General features: G+C 66.5%; 25 protein-coding genes, 1 tRNA gene and 1 pseudogene. 11 read left to right on the forward strand and 16 right to left on the reverse strand.

From position 1 onward, the window contains the following. Nucleotides 1–134 precede the first annotated feature (134 nt). The 7 genes from AB0F04_RS10790 to AB0F04_RS10820 all read right to left on the reverse strand — a co-directional run bounded on the left by AB0F04_RS10790 (nt 135) and on the right by AB0F04_RS10820 (nt 4,183). Nucleotides 135–380 (reverse strand): SpdD protein, encoded by a 246-nt coding sequence (locus AB0F04_RS10790; RefSeq protein WP_362039959.1) that lies wholly within the window; start codon nt 378–380, stop codon nt 135–137. 24 nt (nt 381–404) lie between these two features. Next, complete coding sequence (locus AB0F04_RS10795; protein ID WP_020274975.1) at nt 405–599, reverse strand: hypothetical protein; 195 nt, start codon at nt 597–599, stop codon at nt 405–407. Nucleotides 600–614: 15 nt separating this feature from the next. Next, nucleotides 615–806, reverse strand: a complete 192-nt coding sequence (locus AB0F04_RS10800) for a mobile element transfer protein (RefSeq protein ID WP_033314621.1) — start codon at nt 804–806, stop codon at nt 615–617. Nucleotides 807–816: 10 nt separating this feature from the next. Further along, complete coding sequence (locus AB0F04_RS10805) at nt 817–1,482, reverse strand: DUF2637 domain-containing protein (protein ID WP_362039961.1); 666 nt, start codon at nt 1,480–1,482, stop codon at nt 817–819. 83 nt (nt 1,483–1,565) lie between these two features. Next, entirely contained in the window at nt 1,566–2,942 is a 1,377-nt protein-coding gene (locus tag AB0F04_RS10810) for an FtsK/SpoIIIE domain-containing protein (protein WP_362039963.1), read from the reverse strand. Continuing rightward, nucleotides 2,942–3,298, reverse strand: coding sequence for a hypothetical protein (locus AB0F04_RS10815; protein WP_053670612.1), 357 nt, complete (start codon nt 3,296–3,298; stop codon nt 2,942–2,944). Before AB0F04_RS10815 ends, AB0F04_RS10810 begins: the two co-directional genes overlap by 1 nt. Nucleotides 3,299–3,463: 165 nt before the next feature. Continuing rightward, a complete protein-coding gene (locus AB0F04_RS10820) occupies nt 3,464–4,183 on the reverse strand; it encodes a GntR family transcriptional regulator (protein WP_233580483.1) in 720 nt (239 codons plus the stop codon). Between AB0F04_RS10820 and AB0F04_RS10825 the strand changes: the two genes are divergently transcribed. From AB0F04_RS10825 to AB0F04_RS10845, 5 genes are all read left to right on the forward strand, one after another. Next, complete coding sequence (locus tag AB0F04_RS10825) at nt 4,097–4,339, forward strand: hypothetical protein (RefSeq protein WP_362040843.1); 243 nt, start codon at nt 4,097–4,099, stop codon at nt 4,337–4,339. The two genes, AB0F04_RS10820 and AB0F04_RS10825, sit on opposite strands and share 87 nt — an antisense overlap. A gap of 20 nt (nt 4,340–4,359) precedes the next feature. Continuing rightward, nucleotides 4,360–4,767 carry an NUDIX hydrolase gene (locus tag AB0F04_RS10830; RefSeq protein WP_053670655.1) on the forward strand — a complete coding sequence of 136 codons (408 nt, stop codon included), beginning with the start codon at nt 4,360–4,362 and terminating at the stop codon, nt 4,765–4,767. Nucleotides 4,768–4,813: 46 nt separating this feature from the next. Continuing rightward, entirely contained in the window at nt 4,814–5,239 is a 426-nt protein-coding gene (locus AB0F04_RS10835) for an ATP-binding protein (RefSeq protein ID WP_362039965.1), read from the forward strand. A 340-nt stretch (nt 5,240–5,579) separates the two neighbouring features. Then, nucleotides 5,580–5,960, forward strand: a complete 381-nt coding sequence (locus AB0F04_RS10840; protein ID WP_362039968.1) for a hypothetical protein — start codon at nt 5,580–5,582, stop codon at nt 5,958–5,960. Between the two features lie 470 nt (nt 5,961–6,430). After that, the gene (locus AB0F04_RS10845; RefSeq protein ID WP_362039971.1) at nt 6,431–7,414 is read left to right on the forward strand and encodes a DUF3644 domain-containing protein; all 984 of its coding nucleotides are present in this window, start codon (nt 6,431–6,433) and stop codon (nt 7,412–7,414) included. A 102-nt stretch (nt 7,415–7,516) separates the two neighbouring features. Here AB0F04_RS10845 and AB0F04_RS10850 read toward each other — a convergent pair whose 3' ends face one another. From AB0F04_RS10850 to AB0F04_RS10860, 3 genes are all read right to left on the reverse strand, one after another. Further along, complete coding sequence (locus AB0F04_RS10850) at nt 7,517–8,956, reverse strand: hypothetical protein (protein WP_362039974.1); 1,440 nt, start codon at nt 8,954–8,956, stop codon at nt 7,517–7,519. Nucleotide 8,957: 1 nt separating this feature from the next. Continuing rightward, on the reverse strand, nt 8,958–11,210 hold the full coding sequence (locus tag AB0F04_RS10855) for a DUF87 domain-containing protein (RefSeq protein ID WP_362039976.1): 2,253 nt from the start codon (nt 11,208–11,210) through the stop codon (nt 8,958–8,960). 168 nt (nt 11,211–11,378) lie between these two features. Further along, a complete protein-coding gene (locus tag AB0F04_RS10860) occupies nt 11,379–12,338 on the reverse strand; it encodes a DNA adenine methylase (protein ID WP_362040795.1) in 960 nt (319 codons plus the stop codon). Between the two features lie 368 nt (nt 12,339–12,706). Between AB0F04_RS10860 and AB0F04_RS10865 the strand changes: the two genes are divergently transcribed. After that, nucleotides 12,707–12,782: transfer RNA gene (locus AB0F04_RS10865), tRNA-OTHER, on the forward strand. Nucleotides 12,783–13,840: 1,058 nt separating this feature from the next. Here AB0F04_RS10865 and AB0F04_RS10870 read toward each other — a convergent pair. The 3 genes and pseudogenes from AB0F04_RS10870 to AB0F04_RS10880 form a co-directional block, all read right to left on the reverse strand. After that, nucleotides 13,841–16,321: a hypothetical protein gene (locus tag AB0F04_RS10870; RefSeq protein ID WP_362039978.1), complete on the reverse strand. Its 2,481-nt coding sequence runs from the start codon at nt 16,319–16,321 to the stop codon at nt 13,841–13,843. Between the two features lie 965 nt (nt 16,322–17,286). Beyond that, nucleotides 17,287–17,699, reverse strand: a pseudogene (locus tag AB0F04_RS10875) (hypothetical protein). A gap of 57 nt (nt 17,700–17,756) precedes the next feature. After that, nucleotides 17,757–18,215 carry an SHOCT domain-containing protein gene (locus AB0F04_RS10880; RefSeq protein WP_362039980.1) on the reverse strand — a complete coding sequence of 153 codons (459 nt, stop codon included), beginning with the start codon at nt 18,213–18,215 and terminating at the stop codon, nt 17,757–17,759. A gap of 215 nt (nt 18,216–18,430) precedes the next feature. Between AB0F04_RS10880 and AB0F04_RS10885 the strand changes: the two genes are divergently transcribed. Next, entirely contained in the window at nt 18,431–18,904 is a 474-nt protein-coding gene (locus AB0F04_RS10885) for an Asp23/Gls24 family envelope stress response protein (RefSeq protein ID WP_362040798.1), read from the forward strand. Nucleotides 18,905–18,936: 32 nt separating this feature from the next. Here the strand turns inward: AB0F04_RS10885 and AB0F04_RS10890 are convergent, their stop codons facing one another. Together AB0F04_RS10890 and AB0F04_RS10895 are read right to left on the reverse strand one after the other, a co-directional pair. Then, nucleotides 18,937–19,794 carry an MBL fold metallo-hydrolase gene (locus AB0F04_RS10890; RefSeq protein ID WP_362039981.1) on the reverse strand — a complete coding sequence of 286 codons (858 nt, stop codon included), beginning with the start codon at nt 19,792–19,794 and terminating at the stop codon, nt 18,937–18,939. 34 nt (nt 19,795–19,828) lie between these two features. Next, a complete protein-coding gene (locus AB0F04_RS10895; RefSeq protein ID WP_362040799.1) occupies nt 19,829–20,869 on the reverse strand; it encodes a Ku protein in 1,041 nt (346 codons plus the stop codon). Nucleotides 20,870–20,923: 54 nt separating this feature from the next. Here AB0F04_RS10895 and ligD point away from each other — a divergent pair, with 54 nt between their 5' ends. Continuing rightward, nucleotides 20,924–21,805: a non-homologous end-joining DNA ligase gene (gene ligD / locus AB0F04_RS10900; RefSeq protein ID WP_362039984.1), complete on the forward strand. Its 882-nt coding sequence runs from the start codon at nt 20,924–20,926 to the stop codon at nt 21,803–21,805. 252 nt (nt 21,806–22,057) lie between these two features. Here the strand turns inward: ligD and AB0F04_RS10905 are convergent, their stop codons facing one another. Continuing rightward, the gene (locus tag AB0F04_RS10905) at nt 22,058–22,861 is read right to left on the reverse strand and encodes a nuclease-related domain-containing protein (protein ID WP_362039987.1); all 804 of its coding nucleotides are present in this window, start codon (nt 22,859–22,861) and stop codon (nt 22,058–22,060) included. Nucleotides 22,862–22,981: 120 nt separating this feature from the next. On the opposite strand from AB0F04_RS10905, the gene AB0F04_RS10910 reads away from it, so the two are divergent. From AB0F04_RS10910 to AB0F04_RS10920, 3 genes are all read left to right on the forward strand, one after another. Then, nucleotides 22,982–23,485 carry a dual specificity protein phosphatase family protein gene (locus AB0F04_RS10910; protein ID WP_053670626.1) on the forward strand — a complete coding sequence of 168 codons (504 nt, stop codon included), beginning with the start codon at nt 22,982–22,984 and terminating at the stop codon, nt 23,483–23,485. Nucleotides 23,486–23,678: 193 nt separating this feature from the next. After that, on the forward strand, nt 23,679–24,536 hold the full coding sequence (locus tag AB0F04_RS10915) for a hypothetical protein (RefSeq protein ID WP_362039988.1): 858 nt from the start codon (nt 23,679–23,681) through the stop codon (nt 24,534–24,536). Further along, a complete protein-coding gene (locus tag AB0F04_RS10920) occupies nt 24,533–25,780 on the forward strand; it encodes a HAMP domain-containing sensor histidine kinase (RefSeq protein ID WP_362039989.1) in 1,248 nt (415 codons plus the stop codon). Before AB0F04_RS10915 ends, AB0F04_RS10920 begins: the two co-directional genes overlap by 4 nt. Nucleotides 25,781–25,829 lie beyond the last annotated feature (49 nt).

Below are 25,829 nucleotides of genomic sequence, written 5' to 3' on the forward strand. Positions count from 1 at the left end.
GAGTTCCGGGAGTGGGGCCGGAGTGGTGCGGGTGAAGATGGCGATTCTCCTTCTGACTGGCTCGGTCGGGAGGAGCGGGCCCCGGGGTGGCGAGATGCTTGGTCGTGTGCCGCCGCCCCGGGGGCCAGCGCGGTTCAGCGGCGGTGGTGGTCGCGGAGCATGGAGCGCAGGACGACGGCAGCGACGGCTACGGAGATGGCCGTGACGGCGACGGCGGCCAGGAGCGCGGTGAGGACGACCCCGCCGACGACCAGGGCGACGACGGTCTTCTGATCGACGGAGACCGACGGGAGCGAGCGCTGGACGGGTGTCGGCTCGGTCGGGGTGTGGGTGTGCGCGGGCGGCGGGGTCGGGCTGTCGGGGTACTTCGGGAGGAACACGGCTGGCTCTCCTTATCTACTCGTCTAGGCGTGTGAGCCGTTAATGACGGTCACGCCGGAGCGCGTGCCGGACTCGATGGCGGGTGCGAGGAAGGTGCGGGACAGCCAGAAGCCGAAGAGGGCGATCAGGACGACGATCCAGACGCGGACGCCGAGGAACCTGACTGCTCCCCAGGCGAAGAATCCGAGGATGACGACAAGCGGCAGGCTGACGGTCACGGGGTGAGAGTCCTTTCAGCGCACGGGGCAGCGGTGAGTGCGGGCGGCCAGCTCGGCGGCGGCGCGGCCGTCGTAGTCGGTGGAGAAGCCGCAGCGCGGGGCGGTGCAGGCTGCGGTGTGCTTCTCCTGGCCCCGGCCGTCGTAGTACGTGCCGACCCGGACGGGGCCGATGCGGACGACGTTGCGGAAGCGGCGATTGGCGCTCACGAGGTCTCCTTCAGAGGTGGGTGGCGATGGCTTCGGCCATGGGTGCGGGGACGCCGAGGCGGGCGCGGAGCGTTGGGGTGTCGATGGGTGTTCCGGTACCGGTGTGGTGTTCGGCGGCGACCTTGCGAGCGTGGGCGACCAGGGCGGCCGGAACGGGCAAGGCGGGACGCTCGGGCGGCTCGTGCTCGTCGGCGGGCTGGGGCGGGGCTTGTTCGGTGGCCGGGCGTGCAGGCTCGGGACGGGCTTCTGGTGCTTCCGCGGAGTCGTGGACCTCGTTGTCCTTGTCGGGGTCGGCGACCTGGTGGAGCGTTGTCGGTGCGGAGTGCGCCAGCAGCGTGCCGCCGAGGAAGGCGACCGCGGGCCAGCCCGCGACGAGGATGCGCAGCCAGGCCGGGACGTGGTTCAGGTCGAGGAGGCCGGCGGTAGCGACGTTGGCTCCCAGGGAGGCGGTGAGGGCGATGACGAACCAGCACCACCCGGCCGCTTTGGCTTCCCCGGAGCGCAGTCGGCGCCAGGCGGCGACGAGCAGCAGGTCGACCGAGATCGGGTAGGCCCACGCCTTCCACCCGTCCTGTCCGGCCGCCGAGGCGATGTCGTGCAGGTGGGCGAAGGACAGCGCGGCGGCGATGACGGCTTGGATGAGCACCGCGTCAACGCGGGCCAGTTGGGCGCGCATGATGCGGCTCCTTCCGGGTTCAGGCATGCGAGGGGTAGGGACCTGGCGTGAGGCGGTCACGCCGACCGGGGTTGTGGAGGAGGTCAGCCGGTAGCCGGGCGGGGTTCGGCGACGAGGGCCGGAGACTCAACTGGCCGTATGGCCACCTCGGGCAGGAAGGGCTTGAGCGCAGGCACGTCCGGCACCAGGTGTGCGGACTCTCGGCAGGCCGCCGCCGCATCGCTGAGGGACAGGTACGGGGTCCGGATGCGTGACCAGCCGCCGGAGGTGTCACCAGCTACGGCCAGGCCGGGGCGTTCAGGTGCGATGGCGCAGGCAGCCGAGACCGCTTCGGGTGCGATGTCGCCGAGCGCCATCTTCGCGGAGGCTTCGTCGTTCACTCGGTGGCAGACGCGGCCTGTCAACTGGGCCCGCAGCATGGTGGCGCCCTTGCCCAACTCGGCGCCGAAGCGCTGTCCGCAGACCTCCAGGTAGATGCCGGCCGCGCGGCCGAGCTGGGCAAGGCGAATGAGCTGGGTGACCATCTCATCCCGACGTTCCTCGTCCTTCCTGGTGGCGACGAGGAACAGTTCAGCGACCTCGTCCACGAACAGCACCAGGGGGACGGGACGTTCAGACTCTGGCAGTCCCCAGATGTCGGAGGTGATCTCTTCGGCCGGGGTACCCGGGGCGATGCCTTGCCGGGCCTTGATCAAGTCGTAGCGGTCCTCCATTTCCTTCACGAGCACGGGCAGCAGCTCGGCTGCCTGCTCCGGGTCGGTCGCCAGCGCGGAGAGCCGGGAGGCGAATGGCGCCAGTTCCACACCGCGCTTGCAGTCGATACCGACGAGGGCGACCGGCTGAGGGGCGAGCCCAGCGATCAGGTGCCGCAGGTACATGGATTTACCTGACAGCGTCGCGCCGAGGGTGAGTTGGTGGGGTACAGCCCGGTAGTCGCGTACGAACGGCATGGCGTCCTCCCGCAGCGCCACCGGCACCTGGAGGAACTCGGCGTCCACCCTGCGAGGCATCCGCACCTGCCGCAGCACGTCGAAGCCGACCAGCCGTAGTTCGACCACACCGGGCTTGATCGTCGTCACGTACACGGCGTGCACGCCCCATGCGTGTCGCAGTCGTTCGGCCGAGGCGGCGACGTCGGCCGGTTCCTGGCCCGGAGCGAGGCGGAGCCGGAGCCGCAGCCCGGTCGAGGTGGGGCGGATGATGCCCCGACGCGGCGGTACGGGACGAACTTCACGGCGAGTGGTGGCCTTGACCGCCAGCATCCGCAGCCGGGACGGAGCTACGGTCAGGCCGCAGGCCTCCATGACCGAGCCGTACGAGCTGAGCAGCCGGGCTGTGGATATCGGCAGGCCGAACGTGGACCAGTACACCCCGGGATGCTTGGCCCGGGCGTAGGCGGCCCCGCCGCCGAGTGCGGCGACAGGACCACCCACCTCCAGGAGCGTCGTCAGATCGGTCATCAGGCAGCGGCCCCGGAGGCGGCCGGGAACGCGGCCGGAGTCACCGCAGCGGCGCGGAACGCGATGCCGTGCCGCTGCTGCCCGTTGAAGACGCTCTCCCACGGACGGGCCACCAGCCCCGGCAGCGAGACCGGAGCACCGAGCGTCAGCCCCTCGGAGACTCCACTCTCAGGAACGGTGACCTTGATCAGCGAGGACTCGCCGTCCTCCAAGTAGACGACGCCCATGGTCATCAGGGCTTCACCGCTGGTGGCGTCCTTGGCGATCTCGCCCGTCTGCCGGTCGCGGACCTTGGGCTCGGGCGCCTCGGTCAGCAGGATCGTTGCGGCGGAGGTCTCTACACGGATGGTGCGCAAGGCTTCTTCCCATCTACTCGTCTATACGAGATGCGGCGTTCGAACCCGATTTCCGGGAACGACGACCACCTTGCCACACAACTTGCCCACTCGTCTATACGAGTAAGCCTGTTGGGGTGTACGAGTTCGGGCAGGCAGCCCCGCGCACCACCACCGATCAGGCGCTCACGTCGCCGGGAGCTGGTACGACAGGACGTACGCGTCCGCCGCCATGACCGTGTCACAGACCTCCACGGCCCGCCCCTCCTGGTCGAACGCGGTCCGGATCAGGTGAATGACCGGCACACCGGAGGCCAGCCGCAGCGTCCGGACCTCATCGGGCGAGGGCATCCGGGCACGAATCTCTTCCTCGAAGTGGTCGAGACGGTGCCCCAGCTCCTCAAGCCGGGCGTAGATGCCCCCGGGCCCGGGGTTCGGCTCAGCGATCGGTGTCCCGCGCGCGATGTCGAGCGGCAGATACGAGGTGGCGAACTCCACGGGCCGCCCGTCCAGCAGATACCGGCGACGCCGGGCCAGCACCCGCCGCACGGACCCGAGTCGGGTGGAGACGTCCTGACTGGCCTTCTCCTCCTTCACCTCCAGGCTGTCCACCTGCGGGTGACTGCCGGCGGCGTCGGCCTCCACGATGAACGCTGACTTCCCCTGCTCGCGATGACGCCGGGCGAACCGGTCTGAGGCGAGACGCCTCACAGGCGGGCGTGGTCGCACGAAGACGCCCTTGCCGTGCTCGGCGTGCACCAGGCCCTCGCCCTGGAGGACGGAGAAGGAGTTTCGAACCGTCATACGGGAAACCCCGTAATGCTCGACAAGCTCCGCTTCCGAAGGCAGCTTTTCGCCCTCCTTGAATCGCCCACGGTCGATGGCCTCGCGCAGCTGGTCGGCGATCTGCCGAAAGACCGCACGATCGCTCGTGGGGTCGAGGTCGCCGAGGAGGCCGGAGGAAAGAGAGGGCACGTGTACTCCTTTAGGTATCTAGACGAGTGGGCGAGCTTTGTTGCTACGGTGGAGAGCCTAGCCATCCGAGAGGGCAGAGGAACGTGAGCACCGAACGTCCGCACTCCGTGAGCGTCGCCGGAGTCATCGTCGACGACCAGGACCGCGCCCTCTTGATCAAGCGCCGCGACAACGGCCACTGGGAACCCCCAGGCGGCATCCTCGAACGCGAGGAAACCATCCCCGAGGCCCTCCAGCGCGAAGTTCTCGAAGAGACCGGCATCAAGATCGCGCTTCCCGCGACCCTGACCGGGATCTACAAGAACATGAAGGGCTTGATCGTCTCCATGGTCTTCCGCTGTGAGGCCGCCGACGGCACGCCCACCACCGGAGACGAGACCCGCGCACTGCGCTGGGCCACCCGCGAAGAAGTCATCGAACTCGCCGACGAGGCATACGCGATCCGCGTCCTGGACGCATTGGACGCTGTAGCCCCGCCGGCTATCCGCGCCCACGACGGCGTGAAACTCGTCTAGCCCGAACCCGCTGCACATGGCGGCCTACCAGCACGAAGGAACTTGTATGCACGAGTATACGAGCACCGTCCGGGTCTGGGGACTCACTTGCCCAGGATTTCTGGAAGAGGTCAGCCGGGCCCGGCGCTGGACGCGGGACATCCTGCGCGGATCTCCCCTGGCCGACGACGCCGAACTGATCGTGAGCGAGCTGAGCGCGAACGCGATCCTCCACACGGCGAGCGGAACGGCATCCGGCAGCTTCCACCTGGCCCTGGCCGTCTCCCCGCAAGTGGTCGCCCTGTCGGTCACCGACGCCGGGGGCACCAGCATGTCTCCCAAGGTCGAGCACCAGGGCCAGGACGCCGAACACGGCCGAGGGCTGGGCATGGTCACCGCACTCGCACACCGGGTCGTGGTCCACAACAGCCAGGCCGGCCACACGATCACCGCGGAACTCTTCGCGAGCGCACAACCGGGAGGGCGTACGTGATGACGGGGACTCCTCACGGACGCTTAGCCGCAGCGGAACACCTCACTACTTACCGCTGTTGGGCAGCGGCCTATCCCGCGAACGAGATCCGCTCCATCCCTCTGGGAGCACACGACACGGCGAGTCCCCGCCTGGCTCTGCGCTGGCTGCGCGAGCGGACGAGGAACGTCACCGACCAGCTAGACGCGGCGTACGCCCAGCCGGGACGCCACTGGTTGACCGACGAGCCCGAGCACGATCGTGCACTCGCCTACCTAACCGGGGGCACTGCCTACCAACTCACCTTGCACGACGAGAGCACTCGCTACGTGCTCGTGGCCTACCCGCCAGGAGTGACCTCGTGACTGAACTTCCCCGCGGCTACTGGTGCGAGTGCTGGACCGAAGACCTCACAAGCCAAGCGGAGCAACCGACCCTGCACGCATCGTTCGACGCGTACTCCGCTCATCAAGCCGACAGGTGGGTAGCCGTCGCGCTCAGGACCATCACCCCGGCACTAGACACCTCAGCATGCGACGAAGCATGGGCTTGGCTCTACGAGGAGCGAGCCGAGACGAGAAGGGCCCTCCTGCGGTCCGAGCCCTGCACCGTCACCGTCACGCACACCACCACCCGCATCACCTGGACGATCCGACCAGTGCTCTTCCTGCCCCTCTCTCACCGCCGAGGCCGCGAACTTCCCGCGTGCACATACGACTTCAAGCCCCGCACCACAGACTGAGTTACAACTTTCTCTACTGGTTCAAGGCGGCTCGCTCCGCTCCCCGCGCGCGGCCCGGCCCCCGGCCGGGCCTGCGCTCCTGTCTCCGCCCCGCTCCAGCCCAGCCGGCGCCCGTGCCGCGCGCACAGCAATCAGCCACCTGCTGTCAGAGAAGGGGTAGATCGTGGCTGGGGCGGTCGGCTCCACGGCTTTAGGCAGCCACTTTGGCGCGAGCCTCGAAGATCATGGCCCCAACGTCGTGCTTTAGCGGGCAGGTCCACAGACTGCCCGACGCGCCGGAAGCTTACGGGGCCATGATCACTCGCGCCAAAGCAGCTCCAGCCCAAAGCCGCTCCGCCGCCCTTCTCGCAACAGCGCTCCCCCTCTCGGCAGCCATGACGTGTGCCTCTTACGCCTCCCCGCGGCAGCAGGCGTAATCTTGAGGACTGAACACTGCAGGAGCCAGGCAGGAAGACCTGGGGGGACAAGAAATGAACTATAAAGGGTCGTGGCGACGCCTTTTCGGCAACAGCAAATCTGCGATTGTCGGCGCAATCGAGGTGTACAATAAACCGCGCTTCGATTACCGGGACGAAGTTTTCGTCATCCTACTAATAAACGCCTGGGAGTTGCTATTCAAAGCAATTACCTCGAAGTCGGGCAACAGAATATATTACCCGAAGAAGCGAGGAGAACCGTACCGCACACTCACCTGCCGAGATGCCTTCTGGCGAGCCGCGAACTCAGCTCTGTGGCCAAAGCAAATTCCCGTGCAGGCCGTGGATGCAAACGTCGACCTTTTGACTACCTACCGCGACAATGCCGTGCACTTCTACAACGAGAAGTCATTCTCCAATCTAATCTACTCGCTCGCCCAGACGTCGATTCTGAACTACCGCGACATAGCGTCGGCAGTATTCGGCAAAGACCTATCCGATGAAATATCTTGGCGCATAATGCCATTGGGCATTGAGAATCCGGTAGATCCGATCCAATTCATGAAGAGTGGTTCCAGCGAAGTTCCGAAGAGCAAGGCAGTGCAGGATTTCCTGGCCTACCTCAAAGAAAAAAGCGACGCCCTTGAGTCTGACGGAATCGACACAGAGCGCCTTCTAACTGTCTTCGACGTATCTCTTCAATCTATCAAGAAGATCGACAAAGCGGATATCGTCGTTGGAGTTACCGCCGAGGAACTCGCCGATGCCGTAGTCGTCTCTCGCAAAGTAGATCCGAACGTCTCTCACCCCTACCGCCAGAAGGACGTCCTTCCCAAATTGAAGCGCTCCACCACGTCCTTCGAATGGCAGGCAGTGACTTACACGCACGAAATGCGCGAGGAGTCCAAATACTGCTGGCGGGATAAGGATGCCAACCTGGTCAAGTGGTCATCGGAGGCAATTCGATACTTCAACAGCCTCACCGAGGAGCAAATCAAGAAGGCGAAGGAAGAGTACTCGGCTACTTTTCGAAAATAGAATCGGCGACACCATGTAATACACTTCCAAAAACGGGAGCGCCGGCGTCGACGCATTCCACGTCGATTACCGGCGCTCTGGTGTCCTAACTATTTGCCGCCATCAGGATCTCTTGCGAGCGATGGTCTGCTCCGTCAGGACCCTTAGAACCTTATCGGCGTTACTCAGCGGATACGCGGCCCAATTGTGTGCCAGAGACACAGGGATCACCGCATCGTCGTACAGATGTGTGCCCATACGATCGAGAACCTCGAAGGTACGCCTGAGAGTCGGGAAGCGAGAAGGGTCATCGGCCCCCTCCTCAGTTTGCTTCGCGTAGGCCAAACCTTCTGCTGGCGGGACAGTTATCACCAAATGCTGGCCGTCTGCCGCATGATAAAAGAACTTGCGGCCATAGTAAGTCTCGCTCAGGCTCTGCACCCGCAAGACCTCTTTCATGTACCGATCATCGATCCGCATATACGACTGACGTGGAATCGGCAGCGGACGCTCTGCAACTTCGGCAGCCCGCTGAATTCCCTTGAAGTGCTCAACGGGGTAGCCGCTCTTAGCGATGCCGAGCAAAACTGGCGGTTGCTGCCCCCGCCGACGGGAACGCTGCCAGAGCGCCTGCCAAGAGCCCAAGAGACCACGGAACATGCGAGCACTGTTACCGAAGACGGCCAAGTCGCCGTCGTAGAGGAAGGCAGTCTCAGGCAACAGCCAAGGGTACCGTCGCTCCAAGTCAAGCGCGACGCCCAGCAGCACAAGGTGCTCGACGATGTCCCTGACTCTGCCCAACACCTCCCCATTGGAGGCGTCTGGGCGAAAGTCCTCGTAAACCCGAAAGGTATCAGTAGCCCAAAGTGTGCAGGAGCACGCCGGGCACTTCTCGGGGGTCTTAAGCGAGACAGTCAGGTTTGCCCGTCGCGCCACCTTCGATTCATTCAGGTCACACTTTGAATTGGGACACTTGGGCAGGAGTACCCTCTTCTGTTGCGCTGCAGAAGCGTCCTCCGCGGGTCCGTAGCGCTGCACCTCACAGATCAAATCGAGGAGCATGCCACTCTGCACCTCAGTAGTCGCGAAGAGGTCGAAGAGCTCGGCACGGAACGCCTCTACCGGGTCCGCGAAATCCTGATGTTCAAGGAATGACCCGGGAAGAAAACCGGAAACCACTGAGGCTTCGATTGCTTCGGCAATCCGACTGGGGCTCACAAAAGGTCCCGTTTGCTCTTGCATCTGCTGCAGGTCGATAAAGACCCCGGCGATTTGCAGATAGAGCACACGCGTCGAGGGATACCGATCGAACGCTTCCTCGTATTCATGGTTCGACCCATCCACCGCAACGACGTAACGGATGTGAGGCTCGGTGGTTTGATCTAGATCACCGGCAGAACCGGTCAGCTTCTCGATTCTGCCGAAGTCAAGCTGGGCGTCAGGCCTGCTATAGCGGGCCAAACGCTCACGGATCCGCTCGTTAGTGACCGTAGGAAGGTGCCCCATACTGGAGGCAGTCTCGAAAGAGAAAGCTCCTCCCGGAAGACGTGAGCTGTAGGGCATGTCAGTACCTAACCTCAGAGTCCTCGAAGAGGAGGGCACTGCTTTGACCTGCCGTCACGTGGTTAGATCGCGCGCCGGCATGCGCGGAGAAAATCTCGTCAGGGTCAGGGCAGTCGGAGAAGTCGTCTTCATCTACGCCAGCTTCCGGAGCAAAATCGTCGCTAGCGCCAGTGGGTGCAAGCCCACACTCTCCGCGGACACCATTCACCATCTCCAAGTCGAACTTGGCGATCTGCACCGGCAGGGTGTACGGCGACGAGTCTGTACGCAGTCGGACGAAACCGCGATCATCAGCAGTCAGGATTTGAGCCGCAAAATCAGCGAAGTCGTAGTAATTGGAAAGCTTCTTGACCTCGCTGCTGTTATTCATGTACGCGCAAACCCAGTTGGCCGTGTTCGACAGAATCATTTCGTCGACGCTGGAGACTTCCTGTGTCGCGTAAACCATTCCGATCTTGTACTTTGCCGCTTCCTTGGCTAGCCGCACATACGGGTCCTTGTCGCTAGCCGCTCGGTTGAACTTATCGCGGTCAAGTAGCCGGTGCGCCTCTTCGAGGAAGACCTGCATAAGTCGCGGGGACTTGCCATCACGGAAGCGCTCGGCCGCCCGAGCCACAATGACATTGACGATGCGTTCGGCGCAGGTCTGCAAGACCTGCTCAGATCCACGAGACAGGTCGACGATGACCATGCGTCCCCGGGCGAGGTCGGCGTAGATGGCAGGCGCGAAGTCAGTCTCTGACTCCGGCGAGTGGTAAGGCAAGAGAGCGCGCAGTTCCTTGTACCCATTGGTTCGGCCGGTCGTAGCAATCATGCCGACCATCCCGTCAATGGCAGGATCACCGCTGCCACCAAGCGACTTGTCCGCCACCCAGAGCTTTACGGCCTCAACTTCGTCGGACTTCTTCGAGGCACCATCCTTGCTTGCCTTCTTCGGGGCATCAGCTGCAGCACGCGCAATAATGGGAGCGTACTCGCGAAGTTGTGCCTCGTTTACAAAAATCGGATCCTTACCCGAGATGCCAAGCAGGGCACGAGTCTTCTCGTTGGTTGGGAGACGACACCGCCAACCCCTAGGCGGCTTCAGGCCAGCCAGGAGCAGAATCGCATAATACATCGCCCGCACTGCCAGGAGACGGTTCATATCGTCGTAGCGATTCTCTGACCGTGCATACTCGGGGTCCCGCGTCGGGTCACAAGCGAGGAAATTCTGGACGTATTTCCGATCGTCACCTTGCAGCAGTGCCTCGATGAGCCCCCAGCAGCCGTCGATCTGCTTCACGTCGAAGAAGTTCAGCGACAGCGGGCGGATGTTGCGACTCCTCTCCTTTGCCGTCGCCCCGAGGCGATAGATGCGTACATTGTCACCAAGCTGGGAAAGTGCAGTCCCGTCCTGACGGTTGGCGTAGGCGTACTCACCAGCCGGATCGAAAATGAGCTGCCCGATTCGCACTCCGGTTTTGTGGGCATACAGGTGAACTGCCGCAGCAAGGACCTTCATTGTGTTGGACTTGCCGGCGCGAGTCATGCCGAACACGGCAGTCTTGTGAGCTACGAAGTCTTTCGGGCGCACCTTGACCTGAATTTCGGTGGACCTATTCTCGGTCCTCGCGGCCCACTCACGCTTACGAGCGGAGGCATACCGGAGGTTGCCGATGACCATCGTCCCCTGCATGTCAGGAAGATCTGCGTTGGGGGCGTCATCTCCGCCCTGTTCGTCCTCGCGCTCCCCCATCGGGAGCTCCACGTGGTCGACCACCTTCTGAAGGCTGGCCCCATGCGGCTTGGCGACGACATAGCCCGCCGAGGCATACACCGCATCTACGTCCTTGCCGAAAACCAGGTCACCCGCCTCGTTTTCGACGAACGTCCCGAGGATGCGGCATCGGAACGCTGCTTGCTGCATGAGGTTCCGGGTGAGTACGTCAGCAGGAGCGGACTCCTGACCATCGGTTCGGTAGTGACTCGTGATGGTGCGGTCCGTGTCCTCAGCACGCAGACGAGTCAGGTCGGCCTGGTTGGGCAGGCTCGTCTCACGAATCACGCGGAGAAGTACGACCTCACGGTCTTCGGGGGCGACGTCAGTGGCCTCTTTCGGGTTGTCCAAGCGTCGAGGGTAGGCCAGTAGCAGGCAGTGCTGGGGAACTCCATGCGCGCTATGAAGCCAGGCGTCGTTGGTCAAGACGCTCGCCTCGTGATAGCCGAAGTCGTAGATCCCCCCGATCTTCACCGACTCCGTCAACAGCTCGACCAAGGCCGATCCTCGCGCTCCGGCTCCGGCTCCGAGCTTGACCCCTGCCATGCTTCCCCTCCAGGACGTAGCCCGGCCAACACCCCACGTTGGCACGTACAGGCATCATCCTGCCAAACCCCGCTGACAGTTGAGGCCGTTTCACTATTTGCGGCTACTGATCCTGGAGGTCTAGGCCGTGCTGACGTGCTCTGAGGGTAGCTGTGCGAGGTTGGTGATGATCAACTCCGTGGCGCCGCGCCCCTTGTGCCGGTTGCAGTAGATCAGGTCTGTCTTGTGGAGCCGAGGACCGCCGGCGAAGTCGCTCGTCCCACGCGAACTCTCTTGCACCGACGCCCGGTACAGCTCGACGATCTCCTCATGGTGGTCGTAGGAGAGCACCCACGGAGCAGCCATGGCGGTCAACAGCTTGGCCAGGGACTCATGCTGTTCGCGGCCGAACGCCTTGCGGTACAGACGCTCCCCCTTCTCCCAGAAGGGCGGATCGAAATAGTAGAGCCGTTCGGAGTTCTTGAACTCTGTCTCTACCCACTCAACTGTCATCTCTACGCTTGTAGGCCGCACTGCGGCTACGCGCCCGTCAGCCGCCAGCTTCCCAATTTGCCGCAGGCGGTGAATTATCTCATCCTTGTAGAAACGGCAGTCGATCTTGTAGGCACTTTGCTGCTTTTGGCCGCCGATAGGCCCTGCCCTGCCCTGCAGGATTCCCGAGTAGCTCGTTCGATTCAGGAATAGGCAAGCGTAGGCCTTCTCACGGAGTGTACGTCCTGGATTTTCCCGAAGTCGATGCCACTCTTCCAGGGTGACGTCGGCCGCTGCGATGTCCTGCACAAGCTGCTCCGTGTGAAAGCAAGCCTGATGCCAGAATGCGTAGACCAACGGATCGAGGTCGGCAAGGACGACAGAATCGACCAGTCCTGCTGCGAGGAGATGCAGGGACACGGCTGCCCCGCCAGCGAAGGGCTCGACAAACAGGGGCAGTGGAGACTGCCCGTTCAGCTTCATCAAGTCCACAAAGAATGGGACGAGTTGACGCTTACCTCCTGGGTAGCGCAGAGGACTATGCAGGTCTGCGTTACGACTCGGCCGCCGGGAGCGGTCAGTTGCCCCCGGGAGACCTTCCAAAGCCATCGGAAGTTGAAGTGCCTCGCGAGCTGCTGGCCCCCCAGGGTCCGTGGCCAGCTCCACGAGGCCTCCTACGTGTCGATCTTGGTGCGGACAGTCTTGTACCGCACAATGTTATAGGAGTACGCGCACCCCGTCGTGGAGGATCTGACACTGCGTCTACTGGCAAGGAGGTCTGCAGCCGCCGGCAGTACGCGCCAACGCCGGTCCAAGCAGCCGCAACGGATCCGCAACGGACCCTAGATGTGGCCCAGGTCACAGGCTGGACCGTCGCCGCTCGTAGCGCTTCCACAGTCGCAGGTCACCCCATCCCTACAGTCTGTCGAGCGTGGACTATTAGTGGACTCGATCACGCACCGCAGGCAATCTGCGCAGCCTGACCTGTGACGCGGCTGTAGACATTCACGGCCTCCGGAGCCGTGTGCGCAGGTTCGAATCCTGCCGGGGGCACCCTGTATGAGGTGCCCAAGACCCCGTCACCAGTGGAAACGCTGAGGCCGGGGTCTTCGCGTATGTGCAGGCGTATGCCACCCGAAGCGGCCGTATGTCGGGGGCTACGGCTGAGGCGTGGACGGGATCTTGGAGCATCGCCGCAGGTGAGCGGCGCTTACGGTGGAAGGACAGCTGATGCTCATCGCAGCGGTGCGTCTCGCGATCCAGTTCGCCGGCCGCGATGCCGTCACATGACAGTCGACTGTTTAGATCAGCTGCATGACTGACTGGTCCCGGCTCCACCACGCCTACGGCACGGCGGAAGACGTCCCCGGCCTGCTCGATGGAGCGAGTGCGGACCCGCAGAGCTCCGACTGGGACGAACTGTGGTCCAGGCTGTGCCATCAGGGCACCGTCTACTCGGCGAGCTACGCAGCTTTGCCCGCTCTGACCCGGATGGCGCGGCAATGGTCGACCACGGACCGTCAGACGCCACTGTGTCTGGCCGGCTCGATCATGGCCGGCATGGACCGACCCCATGACGCGATAGATCCCCGGGTGGCCTACGCCTCGGAGATATCAGAGCTGATCCGACTGACCGAGGAAGTCTCCAGGACTCCGCGCTCCCTGACGCCCCGGCTACGTACATCGCTTTGCTGGCCACGCTGTCGGGCCTTCAGGGGGTGGAGGTCTGGGGCGAGCATCTCGACGGATTGAACGACGGGGAGTACGAGGTTTCCTGTCCAAAGTGCATTCGGAGAACTTCATACTCCTAGGGCGAACGGCTTCTTTTCCACCACGGACAGCATGCACATGAAGCAGTCGACCTCAAGAAAGGTACCGCTGCAGCTCCGGTCTCCCGAAACCTTGGACGGACTGTCCCGTACCCTTCGCTCGCGCGCACTCGCGGACGGCCACCCGGACATCGCCCACAAGTTGACCTACGTCTTCGGCCACGCACAGTGCGCCGAGTGCGACGCAGTCTTCAGCGTGGCGGAAGCCATCACCACTCGATGGGGCTGATGAGATCGCACCCGTCCCCCAACGGACAGTCGCAGATACGTGGCGAGGTCCACTCAGGACCAGGGGGGTGTTGGCGTGCCGTCCGGATCCAGCCCATAGGGCCAGCGGTCTCTGAGATACCCGCTTAGAAAATCCCCGTCCTCACCCGCGTCGGTGGCGTGCCGGTACAGGGATTCGGCGTCATCGTGGTCCCCGGCTTCTTCCCGCATCCGTCCCAATTCGACCAAGGGGCTGGCGTAGCCCGCGTCGGCGGCCCGCAGCGCTAGGGCTCGCGCGTCGCCGAGTTCGCCGGACTCCCGCCGTAGCCGCGCCAGTTCAGCCAGGGCATACGCCTTACCGGCACTGGCGGCGTGCCAGTAGAGGGCTTCGGCAGTGACGTGGTCCTTGGCCTTTTCCCGCATCCGCGCCAGCCTGAGCAGAGGCCTGGCGTAGCCCGCGTCGGCGGCCCGCAGCGCTAGGGCCCTTGCGCTGTCATAGTCCCCGGACTCGCTCTGTATCGACACCAGATCGACCAAGATCTCATCCTCGCCTGCTGCGGCAGCCTCCCAGGCATGGGGCTCGACTCTGTCAAGATCACCGGATTTCGCAAGCAGCCTCAGGAGGCTCCAGACGATGGCACGCTCGGACGCATTCCGGGTAAAGGCTTCGCGTTCGTTCTGAATGCCATATTCCTCGCGAAGGCCCTGGGCGCTCTCGTAGTCCCCGGACATCTCCCGCATGGTCGCCAGATGGGCAAGGGCATAGGGGTCGCCAGCTTCGGTTGCTTGCCGGGCCAGTGTCTCGGCGCCGTCGTGGTCCCCAACCTTCTGTCGCATCAAAGCCAGGCTGGTCAAGCCACGGACGTCACCACTGGCGAAGGCCTGCCGGTATAAGGCTTCGGCGCTGTCATCGTCTCCGGACAGCTCCCTTGACCACCCGAATTCGATCAGGGCACGGGCGTCTCCGATCCTGCCGGCCTGTAGAGCCAGCGCCTCGGCAGCGTTGTGATCACCGGAGTTCTCGCGTGTCCAAGCCAGGCTGATGAGTGCGTCTTTGCTGCCGACGTCGGCAGCCCGATGGTAGAGATGATGGGCCCACTGCAAGCGATGTCGGGATTGGGCTGCATCAGCAATTCTGCAGAGAGCATCGGGGTCGGTGAGGTGGGTGTACGCAGCGTGCCAGAAAGAGGCTGGCGGGCACTGAGCCTGGCGGGTGTTGCGGCCGTGCTGTTCGAGATAGTCGGCGAGTCGAAACAACGTCACCGCTTCCGGGACACGGACAGTGGATTGCCTCGGGCCAGCGGGAGGCCCAGGAGGCCGATGCTTCGGACGGTCGCCGGTGCGCCGCAGTGGCGCCTGCTTGCCATGCACAAGACGAGTGAGGTCCGCAAACACCGAGTGCACCCAGTCCTCGGTGAGCTCATCAAAGGCCTGATCGCTGAGGTAGTCGACAGCTGCGTCAATGAGGAAGGCTTGCGGAAGATGCACTTTCGCCCCGAGGCGGCGTGCGTCCATCGCTGCATTCAGCACGGCCTTGGCCGCCGCGGTGGCGTTCGCGTAGCGGTGCAGCAATTCGGGGGCGCCAGCGAGGTCCTGCGTGACCCGCCCATCCGTGGCTCGGGTGAGGGCTTCGACCAGCAGCCTGTCGCCGTCTTTGGCGAGGACGGCTGCCATGCTCAGCGCTTCGTGGTCGAAGGCTTCCGGGACGGTTAGGGTCCGCCCGGCGAGCAGTTCCCGGGTTCGGCTGTATGGATCTTCCTTGCCAGATGTTGGCGGGGTTGCGTACTCGTCGGCGAAGTTGGGCCAGAGGGTACCCAGAACCAACACTGGTCCTCGTCCGGGCTGGGTGAGTAGGACATGGATGGCGGCCGCGACTCGCTCACCCGTGCGAGGGTGGCCGAGGTAGTGCTGTGCCTCGTTGAGCCATACCACTGTGTGGGGCATTACGTGTTCGAGACCGTCGAGTATGGCCTCGGCTCGTGTCGGGTCAAAGGGGTGCCACAACCGCCATCTCTCCTTCGCGAGTGGTTGGACGGCTTCCCAGCAAGACCTGGTTTTCCCGGTCGAGGACGACCCGACCAGGATCACCATCCGGCTTTGGCCCTGAGCGGCATCCTGCACTATGTCTGCCAGGACGCGGTCATGGGCTCGCAACACGTAGCCAGGCATTACTCGCTCCCGCATGCCACCCATCGCGTGTCCACGGAAGGCGGGGCCAGCGGGGTGGACCTCCAAGTCGTGAGGGTTCCACTCGCTGATCATCTTGCCCGGCCCCTGACCCTGTCCACGGACTGGGGCGCTGTCTCCGGCAGCGGTCCGCCGCAGGGCCAGCAGTTCCTTGTCCGGAAGGCGCAGTACGCGGGCCAAGGCTGCGACCGTCTCGGCCGAGGGTGGGATAGGAGCATCCGCTTGAAAGGCCAGTTGCACCGTCGTGCGGCTCAATCCTGCCTGGACAGCGAGCTGGGTCTTGGTCAGCCGTACGCGGGCCAGCCCGTCGGCCAGTCTCTTGCGTAGCGCGATGAGCGCCGCGGCACGGTCCTTCTGCTCGTCCTGCACCTAACCAACCCCCGAGTTGGTGTGTTCGCCGGTGTTCATCATCGTCCGATCACAGCCTGGCGAACCTCTCTTCCGCGACCTTCGAGCACGTCAGCACCTCACCGACTGCAAGGAGTTTGTCGTGCCCGCTCTCGCCGTTGTCCTGTTCACCGCTGCACTGGTGATTGTCCTCGCGCTGCTGGCCGCTGCCGGGACGGGCAAGCTCGCCCGCTTGGACGGTGCCACGTATCCGGCTGCTCTCATGCGAGCTGCCGCTGCGTTCACTGCGGTTCTCACTCTCGCGACTGCTCTGACAGGCACTCTCGTTGGAGTCTTTTCCTGCGCTGATTAACGAGGGGCGGAGCAATCGTCGGTGTTCGACGTTCCGGCTGACTCACACGCCTGGCGCCTTGGCTCACGTGCGCGACAGACGCTAGCGATCGCGCCGCGTGCTCAGAGACTCAACTGAACCGCAGGTAAGGGGCGTCTCCAGAGTCTGCAGGCATCCCTTCCGGAGCCGTTGCTTACAGCCATACCTGTCCTCGAGGGCTGCGCTCTCGTACCTTGCCGATATGGACTGGCCACCACTTCTGGCTACGCTCCTTGCTGCCGCGATCGCCACAGGCTCAGCGCTGCTTGTTTAAGTCAGAAAGGATCGGCGTGAGGCCTTGGCGGAGTGGAGGCGAAGCAAGCGGGAACTGTACGGCGCCTATCTCGGAGTGCTGCCCCAGGTACGTAGCGAGCTTCAACTCATCATCCTGGATCGCGGGACATCAGAGGCTGATCGCATGCAGCTAGGCAAAGCTTCGCGAGGTGCTACGAACTCCGGTAGCAACTGGAGGTCTGCGCACCGCGGCTATGCGCCTCGATAGGGGCACCGACAGGATCCCTACCGACTGAGCACTCCGCATCAAGGACCTTGATGAATGCCGACGGGCGGTAGTCAGATTCGTTGACTTCCGGCCTCTGTTGTGACTTCGGCGCCCTCAGGCCTCGTTCTGTCTCATCACACACAACGCCCAAACGATGAACCCCGACACCGCGATCATCACGATCGACCAGACCGGGTAGTACGGCAGGGAGAGGAAGTTGGCGATGATGACCAGGGCGGCGATGCACACGCCGGTCACGCGGGCCCAGGTTGCCGCCGCGAAGAGGCCGAAGCTGACGGTGAAGGCGAGCACGCCCAGGGCCAGGTGGATCCAGCCCCAGGCGGTCAGTCGAGCGCGAAGACGTAGTTCCGGGTCGTGGCGAAGACGTCGTCCTCGGCGATCTCCGCGATGCCGCGCAGGATGTCGATGACGCCGGCCAGTGTGAGCATGACGGCCGCGAACACGGTCACGCCGGTGGCCCATTCGCGCAGGGAGGGGCCAGAGCTGCCCGAGGGCGTGACGGTCATGCCGCTGCTTCCCGCAGGGACGGGCCGGAGCTGCCCGAGTGTGTGGCCGTCATGCCGCTACCTCGGGACAGGGCCGCCGCCGGGTGAGGGGTGGCCGCCCGCCAGGACCAGTTCCTTCGCCCTGCGGAACTCCTCGTCCGTGATGTCGCCGCGGGCACGGATCTCGGACAGCCTGGCGAGCTCGTCGACGCTGTCGGTCCGGGCATCGCCGCCCTTCGCCGTCTCCCGTACGTAGCTCTCGAACGCCTCCTGCTGGGCGCGTGCCTGGGCGGCTTCGCGGCGGCCCATGTTCTTGCCGCGGGCGATCACGTAGATGAAGACCCCGAGGAACGGCAGGACGCAGACGAACACCAGCCAGCCTGCCTTGGCCCAGCCGCTCATGGAGTCGTCGCGGAAGATGTCGACGACGATCCGGAAGAGCAGGACGAACCACATGATCCACAGGAAGACCCAGAACACCGTCCAGAAGGCGCTCAGCAGCGGAAAGTCGTAGGCCAGGTACGTCTGTGCGGTCATGTCCGTCCTCCATCCCGGGTGCGGCCGGCACGGTGGCCCCGGCCGGTGACGCGTGCCGTTCTCAGCGTGCCCACGGCGAGGCGGGACGGGCTTCACCCGGGGAGGGTGAGGTTCGGGTAGGCCTAGATTTCCCACTTTCGCCCCATACGCACCATTGTTCTACGGTGGAGAGAACGACGCTGCTCACCCCCTCACCGATCATCGAGGTGACGGTCATGACGGAGACCACTCAGCGCAGTAGCACAGCGGGCAGGCAGGACGGGGCGACATCGCAGGGCGGCAAGGGTGCTCCCGGCACCCGCGGGAGCACCGCCATCGCGGACACGGTCGTCGCGAAGATCGCGGGCATGGCGGCCCGGGAGATCCCCGAGGTGCACAACCTCGGCGGAGGCATGACCAGGGCCTTCGGGGCCGTACGCCAGCGGGTGCCGGGCGGGGGCAGCGGGGTCACCCAGGGGGTGAAGGTCGAGGTGGGCGAGCGCCAGGCCGCCGTCGATCTCGACGTGGTCGTCGAATACGGCGCCGCCATCGCCGACACCGCCGCGGACGTACGGACCAACGTCGTCAACGCGGTGGAGCGGATGACCGGCCTGGAGGTCGTGGAGGTCAACATCGCCGTCGACGACGTCCATCTGCCGGACGAGGAGGAGGACGAGTCCGAGCAGCAGGGGGGCAGGCGGGTTGCCTGACCCCCTGGTCCGCCTGGTCCGCCTGGTCCGCCTCAGTAGATCTCCGGGACCGCCCCCGGGCCGACCGGCACGCGGGCGTGCTCCCCGTGGCCGCAGTGGACGATACGGTCGCCGAGGCCGATGGCGTCGGCCTCGGCGACGAACGCGGAGAGCGGTGAGCGCATCACCGTGTAGTCCCCGTAGTGCACGGGCAGCACGAGCCGGGGGTCGAGGCGACGGGCGAGTTCGGCGCCCTGGGCGCCGTCCATCGTGACCACGAAGCCGCCGGGCAGGCGGGTGCCTCCCAGGTGGAGGACGGCGAGGTCTGCGGTCGGGAAGCGGTCGGCGATCTCCTGCAGGCCGTCGTACACGAGCGTGTCGCCCGAGATGTAGAGCCGCATGCGGACCGGTCCCCCGGCGGGGCCGAACTCCAGCATGCTTCCCATGACCGGTGGCAGCAGTCCGCGCAGCATCGCGTTGCCGGCGTGCCGGCCGGGCAGGGCGGTGACCGTGACCTGGACGCCGTCGCGCTGGAGGGTGAGCGCCTTCCAGGTGCGCAGCCCCGCCGTGCGGTGGAAGCCGTGCACGGCCCTGAGGCGGCGGGCGGCGTGCGGAGTGGTCAGGATCGGCACGGTGTGGTCCAGGTGCCGGCGGGCCCGGCGGTCCCAGTGGTCGCCGTGCAGGTGCGACAGCACGACCGCGTCGAGGCGGGGCAGTTCGTGCACGTCGAGAGCCGGTTCCGTCAGGCGGCGGCTCAGCAGGCCGTAGCCGAGGTAGGCGTACTGCCCCCGGTGCAGGAAGTTCGGGTCGGTGAGCAGGGTCAGCGGGCCGTACGTCAGCAGCACCGTCGCGTTGCCGACGAAGTGGATGTCGAGCGCCTCGGCGGTGTGGTGATCCGTTGACTGATCCATTGACTGCGACATGCTTCCTCGGGTCGCCGGCGCGTCAGGCCGTGCGCTTGCGGGACGCCGACTTCTTCGCCGTCGTCTTCTTCGCGGTGCTCTTGGACGCCGCCTTCTTCGTCGTCCCCTGCCCCTGCCCCTGGGCCGACTTGGCCGTCGACTTCTTCGCCGCCGTCGTCTTCTTGGCCGCCGTCTTCTTCGCGGTGGACGTCGACTTCTTGCCGCCGGTCTGCTTGGGGGCCGCCCGGGCCGTCTTGCGCTGCGGGAGCGACTTCACCTCGGCGTGCTCCGCCTCCTCGCCGCGGGATTCGCGGGCCGCGCGCACGCTGCTCTCCAGGGCCGCCATGAGGTCCAGGACCTTGCCGCCGGTGGCCGGTTCCGGGGCCTGGGGCGGGGCCTCGCCGGCGGCCTTCGCGGCGATGACCTCCTCCACGGCCTCCCGGTACTCGTCGTGCAGGTCCTCCAGGTCGACCTCGCCGAGGGTGTCCATCAGCGCGTCCGCCAGGTCCAGTTCCTGGTCACGGACGGTGACGTGGGAGTCGGGGGCCAGGCCCTCGGGGGCTCGGACCTCGTCCGGCCACAGCAGGCCGTGCATGGCGATGGCCTCGCCGACGACCCTGAGCATGCCCAGGCGTTCCCGTCCCCGCAGGGCGAATTTCGCGATGGCCACCTTGTTGCTGCGCTTGAGCGCCTCCCGCAGCAGGGTGTACGGCTTCGCTGCTGGGGCGCCGCCGGCCTGGAGGTAGTACGCGGCGTCCATCTGCAGCGGGTCGATCCGGTCGGCGGGGACGAAGGCGACGATCTCGATGGTCTTGGCCGTCGGAATCGGCAGGCTCGACAGGTCCTCCTCGGTGATCGGGATGATCGTGCCGTCCGCGTCCTCGTAGCCCTTGCCGATCTCTCCCTGGGTGACCTCGCGGTCCTCCAGTTCGCAGAATTTGCGGTACCGGATGCGGCCGCCGTCCTCGGTGTGGATCTGGCGGAAGGAGATCGAGTGGCTCTCGGTGGCGTTCACCAGCTTGATCGGAATGCTGACCAGGCCGAACGAGATGGCGCCGTTCCAGATGGATCTCACGTGCAGCACCCTTCCGGTCACGCTCGGGAGTGTTCGTCATGGTTTGCGTGGGATTCTTATCGTATGGCGCCTATCACGCAGGTGGAGGGGCGACGGCTCGCTCTCAGCAATCTGGAGAAGGTGCTGTATCCCGCCACCGGCTTCACCAAGGGTGAGGTACTGCACTACTACGCGACCGTCGCCGAGGTCCTGCTGCCCCATCTGCGGGACAGGGCGGTGTCCTTCCTGCGGTATCCGGACGGGCCGGACGGGCAGGTGTTCTTCACGAAGAACGTGCCGCCGGGTACGCCCGAGTGGGTCACCACCGCCGAGGTGCCCCGGGTCGAGGGGCCTTCACGGATGGTGCTGGTGCAGGATCTGCCGAGCCTGATGTGGTCGGCGAACCTCGTGACGGAGTTCCACACCCATCAGTGGCTCGTCGACACGCCCGACGAGGCGGACCGGATCGTGTTCGACCTCGATCCGGGGGCACCGGCGAGCATCGTCCAGTGCTGCGAGGTCGCGCTGTGGCTGCGGGAACGGCTCGCGGAGGACGGCTTGGAGGCCTACGCCAAGACCTCCGGCTCCAAGGGGCTGCATCTGCTCGCCGCCGTGCGCGGGGCGTCTTCCGAACGGGTGTCGGAGTACGCCAAGGCGCTCGCCGTCGAGGCAGAGAAGGCCATGCCGCGGCTCGCGCTCCACCGGATGACGAGGAGTCTGCGCCCGGGGAAGGTGTTCGTCGACTGGAGCCAGAACGCCGCCCGCAAGACCACGGCCACCCCCTACACCCTCCGGGCCCGCCCGGAACCGACCGTCTCGGCGCCGGTGACCTGGGAGGAGATCGAGGAGTGCCGCACGCCGGGCCGGCTGGACTTCCACGCGGTGGACATCGCCCCGAGAATCCAGGACCACGGCGACCTGCTGGCTCCCCTGCTGGACGCGGCCGAGGCAGGGACCCTTCCGTAGCGGCACAGCGGCACAGCGGCACAGCGGTACGGGGGCTTGGGCGGTGGGGGTGTCCTCGGGTCGGCTGGGCCGGAGGTCTGGGGCGGCGGCGCAAGCGGGGCGGCCGGGCCGGGGCGCGCACGGCCGCGTGAACGGCACGCGGTATCGCCGTGCCTCCGCGGAACGGCCCGCGTGCTCCTGTACCGCTACAGAGCGGCCCGCTGTGCCACTACGAAGAGCGGCCGCCACGCCGCTACAGCGCGGCGCGCACCCTCACACCCGCGCCCAGGTGTTCCGGTCGCGGGCCATCGCGTGCAGGGCCTCCACATCCGCCGGTTTCAGGACGCCGCCCCGTCGCGTCAGGCCTCCCACCTCCGCCGCCGTCAGGACGTGGACCTCGCGCGGGGCGGACTGGATCGACACCGCCGCCGGGTCCACCAGGACGAGTACCGGGCGGACCTCCGCCGTCAGGGCGTCGGAGGCGCGGTCGGCGTCGGTGCGCAGGCGCTGGAGGAGGGGGTGGGGGTCGCGGCGGCCCAGGGTGATCAGGGGGTCGGCGATCCGGACGCGCTGCTTGTGCGCCTGGAGGGTGTGAACGGCGTAGAGACCGCCGGGGCCGATCAGCAGGTGGTGGATGCGGTCGCCGCCGGGGAGCGGCACGGAGTGCAGGGTGTGCCAGCCCGCGCCGTCGAGACGGTCCAGCGCGTCGCCGACCGTCTGCTCGGCCGCCAGGGCTCTGCGGCGCGGGTCGGGGCGCAGCCGGTGCGGGGGACCGGGGTCGCGGTCGAGGGCGACGACGAGGGCCTCGCCGGGGCGGTTGGGGGCGAGGTCGTCGTCGGGGTGGAGGGCGAGGCGGGCCAGCTCGGCGGGGGTCGGCACCGGCGGCGGCCCCACCGTCACGGGGCCGGTGATGAAGGGCCCGAGGGCCCTCAGGACGTCGTCCTCGCGGTCCTCTCCGAGCAGGTTCACCCGGGCGGCCTCACGGTCGTACCAGGCGATGTTCCTGCCGTCCGGGAGGCAGACGTAGAGCCGCTCCCGGCCGTGCCACCAGGTCGGTATGACGCGCAGTCCGTTCATGCACCATCACCCCATTCCATGGGAACAGGCGGGGTGCTGCGGGGGCAAGAACCCGGTTACCTTGGAGAGGAGTTGAGCCTGCCCGCTCGACCCCCGGGCGGTCATGGTGGGGAGGCGCCGTTGCGTACCCGCAGTAAACCCGACGTCCCCGCTCCGGAGAGTCCGTGGAACGAGGTCGTTCCCGGGCTCTGGATGGGCGGTCACGAGTACACGGGGACCTTGGGGCACCTGGAGTTCGCCGTCGTACGGGACGAGTTCGATCTCGTGCAGACACTGCTGCGGCTGCCGGGCCACGGTCCCGATCCCGGCGTCCGGCACCATGTGTGGCCCATCCCCGACGGGCCACTGGACGGGACGCAGCTCGCCGGGGTGATCCGGCTGGCGGAGGCCGCGTGCGAGGCGATGGACGAGGGCCGCAGGGTCCTGGTCCGCTGTTACCACGGGTACAACCGCTCCGGTCTCGTCGTCGCGCACGCCCTGATGCGCCAGGGCAGGTCCGCGGAGGCGGCGATCCGGCTGATCCGGGCCCGTCGCTCGCCCTGGGCGCTGCACAACGACCTGTTCGTCGAGTACCTGCGGGCCGGGCTGGCCACGGCCCGGCTGCTGGAGGAGCTCGCCGAGTAGCACGACGCCCGTACGGCTGAGGCCACACGGCCACCCTCCCGCGCAAATGGGACTTCCCCGCGAATAAGGTGTAGGCGGCCGATGGTCACCCGTGCCGTCCGCTCACGGACCGTCCGCGGACCGCCCGCGGACCGCCCACCGACCGTCCACCGCGTGTCCGCCGTGTGCTCACCCACGAACCGCCAGGAGTGCAGTGCCCCTCAGCCGTCCCGGCCAGGCAGTCCGCCGCCTCGCCGTCGTCGTCCTGCTGCTGGCCGCCGCCGTGGGCTGCGGGGACACCGGCGGTCTCGTGGGAGCTGGGTCGACGCCCACGGCACAGGGGCCGGCACGCCTCTGGCCGGAGCTGACACCGGCGTCCAGCCCGGCGTTCGAGATCGGCGAGGTGAACACCGAGGTCGTCAAAGGGGTGAAGGTGCCCGGCGACGACATCCGCCGGGTGAATCCGGTCGGGATCGTCCGGGCCGAGATCGCCGGGAGCCCGGGCGATTACGACGGTGCCAGGGCGCCCTACCGTGACACCGGGCGGGCCATGGCCGACTGTGCGAAGGGACGGGGGCACGGAAGGTGCCCGGTGCTCCGGCCGTACTACCGGGATCTGACCGGTGACGGGCGCGACGACCTGACGCTGGGTTTCCCGCTGCTGCCCGGCAAGACGACCGCGGTCCGCGTGTACACCGTCGAGAAACACCGGCTGGTGCAGGTGATGGCGTGGGAGGACGCGCTGAGCGGTGTCGAGCTGGCCGGGCGTTCCCTGGTGATCCGCTCACCGTCGGAGGTCGCGGGCTACGAATACCGTCTGGAGTGGACCTGGGACCGGGCCCAGCGGGCCATGCTCCTCACCCACGACGAGATGCTGCGCACCGGCCCGCACCAGCACTCCCGGCACCCGTCGGGCCCGGGCCCGCGTTCTCCGTCGGGCTCGGGCACCGTTCCCCGGTCGGCCTCGCCGTCCGCCTCCCCTTCGGCCGCGCCGTCCGCTTCCCCTCCGGCCTCGGCGTCCGCGACCCTCTCCGCCTCGCGGTCCGGCTCCCCCTCGGTGAGCGGCGGATGAGGCCGGTACTCCCCCCGTGGCCGGGGACGCTCGCCGCGAAGGCCGCCGCCTTCATCACGGTCATGTGCTGCGCGCTCGCGGCCCTGCTCGGCGTCCTGGTGCACGTGCAGGTGACGAACCAGACCGTCGGCCAGGCACGTGACCAGGCGTTGCAGCGGCTGGCGCAGGCGACACAGCGGTACGAGGCCGGGGACACGCTGCGGCGGGGTGCCGGGGTGGATCCGCCGGAGCTGCCCGGGCGGTTGCGGGAGCTGGCGGTGGCCGGGGACCGCGGCACGATGGTCGGTGACCGGGCGGGACGCCCCGCGATGTGGGCGGCGGGTCCCGTCGACGGCGGGCGGGCGCTGGCCGTGGCGGTCGACTACTCGCAGCAGGCCCGCACGATCGAGGGTCTGGACCGGGCGATCGTGTGGTCGTCGGGCCTGGCCATCGGGGCGACGCTGCTGGTCGGAGCGTTCGCGGTGACGCGGGTGACCCGGCGGCTGCACACCACGGCTCTGGTGGCCCGGCGGATCAGCGCGGGTGACCTGGACGCGCGCGTGAACGACCCCCGCACGAGCCCGCGCAGGCAGCCCGCCGCTCAGGACGAGGTGGCCGCGGTCGCCGCCGCGCTGGACTCCATGGCGGCGTCGCTGCAGGGGAAGCTGCTGGCCGAGCAGCGGTTCACGGCGGATGTCGCCCATGAGCTGCGCACGCCGCTGACCGGGCTGCACGCGGCGGCGGAACTGCTGCCGCCGGGCCGTCCGACGGAACTGGTGCGCGACCGGGTGGCGGCGCTCCGCACCCTCACCGAGGACCTGCTGGAGATCTCCCGGCTGGACACCGGCCGGGAGCGGGTGGAGCTGGACACCGAGCAGTTGGGGCCGCTGGCCGAGCGGGTGGTGCGGGCGGCGGGGAACGACACGGAGGTCAGGGTCGTACGGGACGTGTCCGTGGAGACGGACCGGCGGCGGCTGGAGCGGGTGCTGGGCAATCTCGTGGCGAACGCGCACAAGCACGGGCGGGGGCCGGTGGTGCTGACCGTGGACGGACCGGTGGTGACCGTTCGCGACCACGGGGACGGGTTTCCGGAGTACCTGGTCGCGCACGGCCCGCAGCGGTTCCGCACGGAGGGCGGTACGCGGGGACACGGTCTGGGGCTGACCATCGCGCGCGGGCAGGCCGAGGTGCTGGGGGCGCGGCTGGAGTTCGCGAACGCGCCGGAGGGCGGGGCGGTGGCCACCCTGAGGCTCGCGGCGGAGTGAACACCCGGTTCGCGCCCTCCTATGGCCCAGCGTGAGGGGCGGCACCCCG

This window comes from Streptomyces sp. NPDC029041, assembly GCF_040637515.1.
GTDB lineage: Bacteria > Actinomycetota > Actinomycetes > Streptomycetales > Streptomycetaceae > Streptomyces.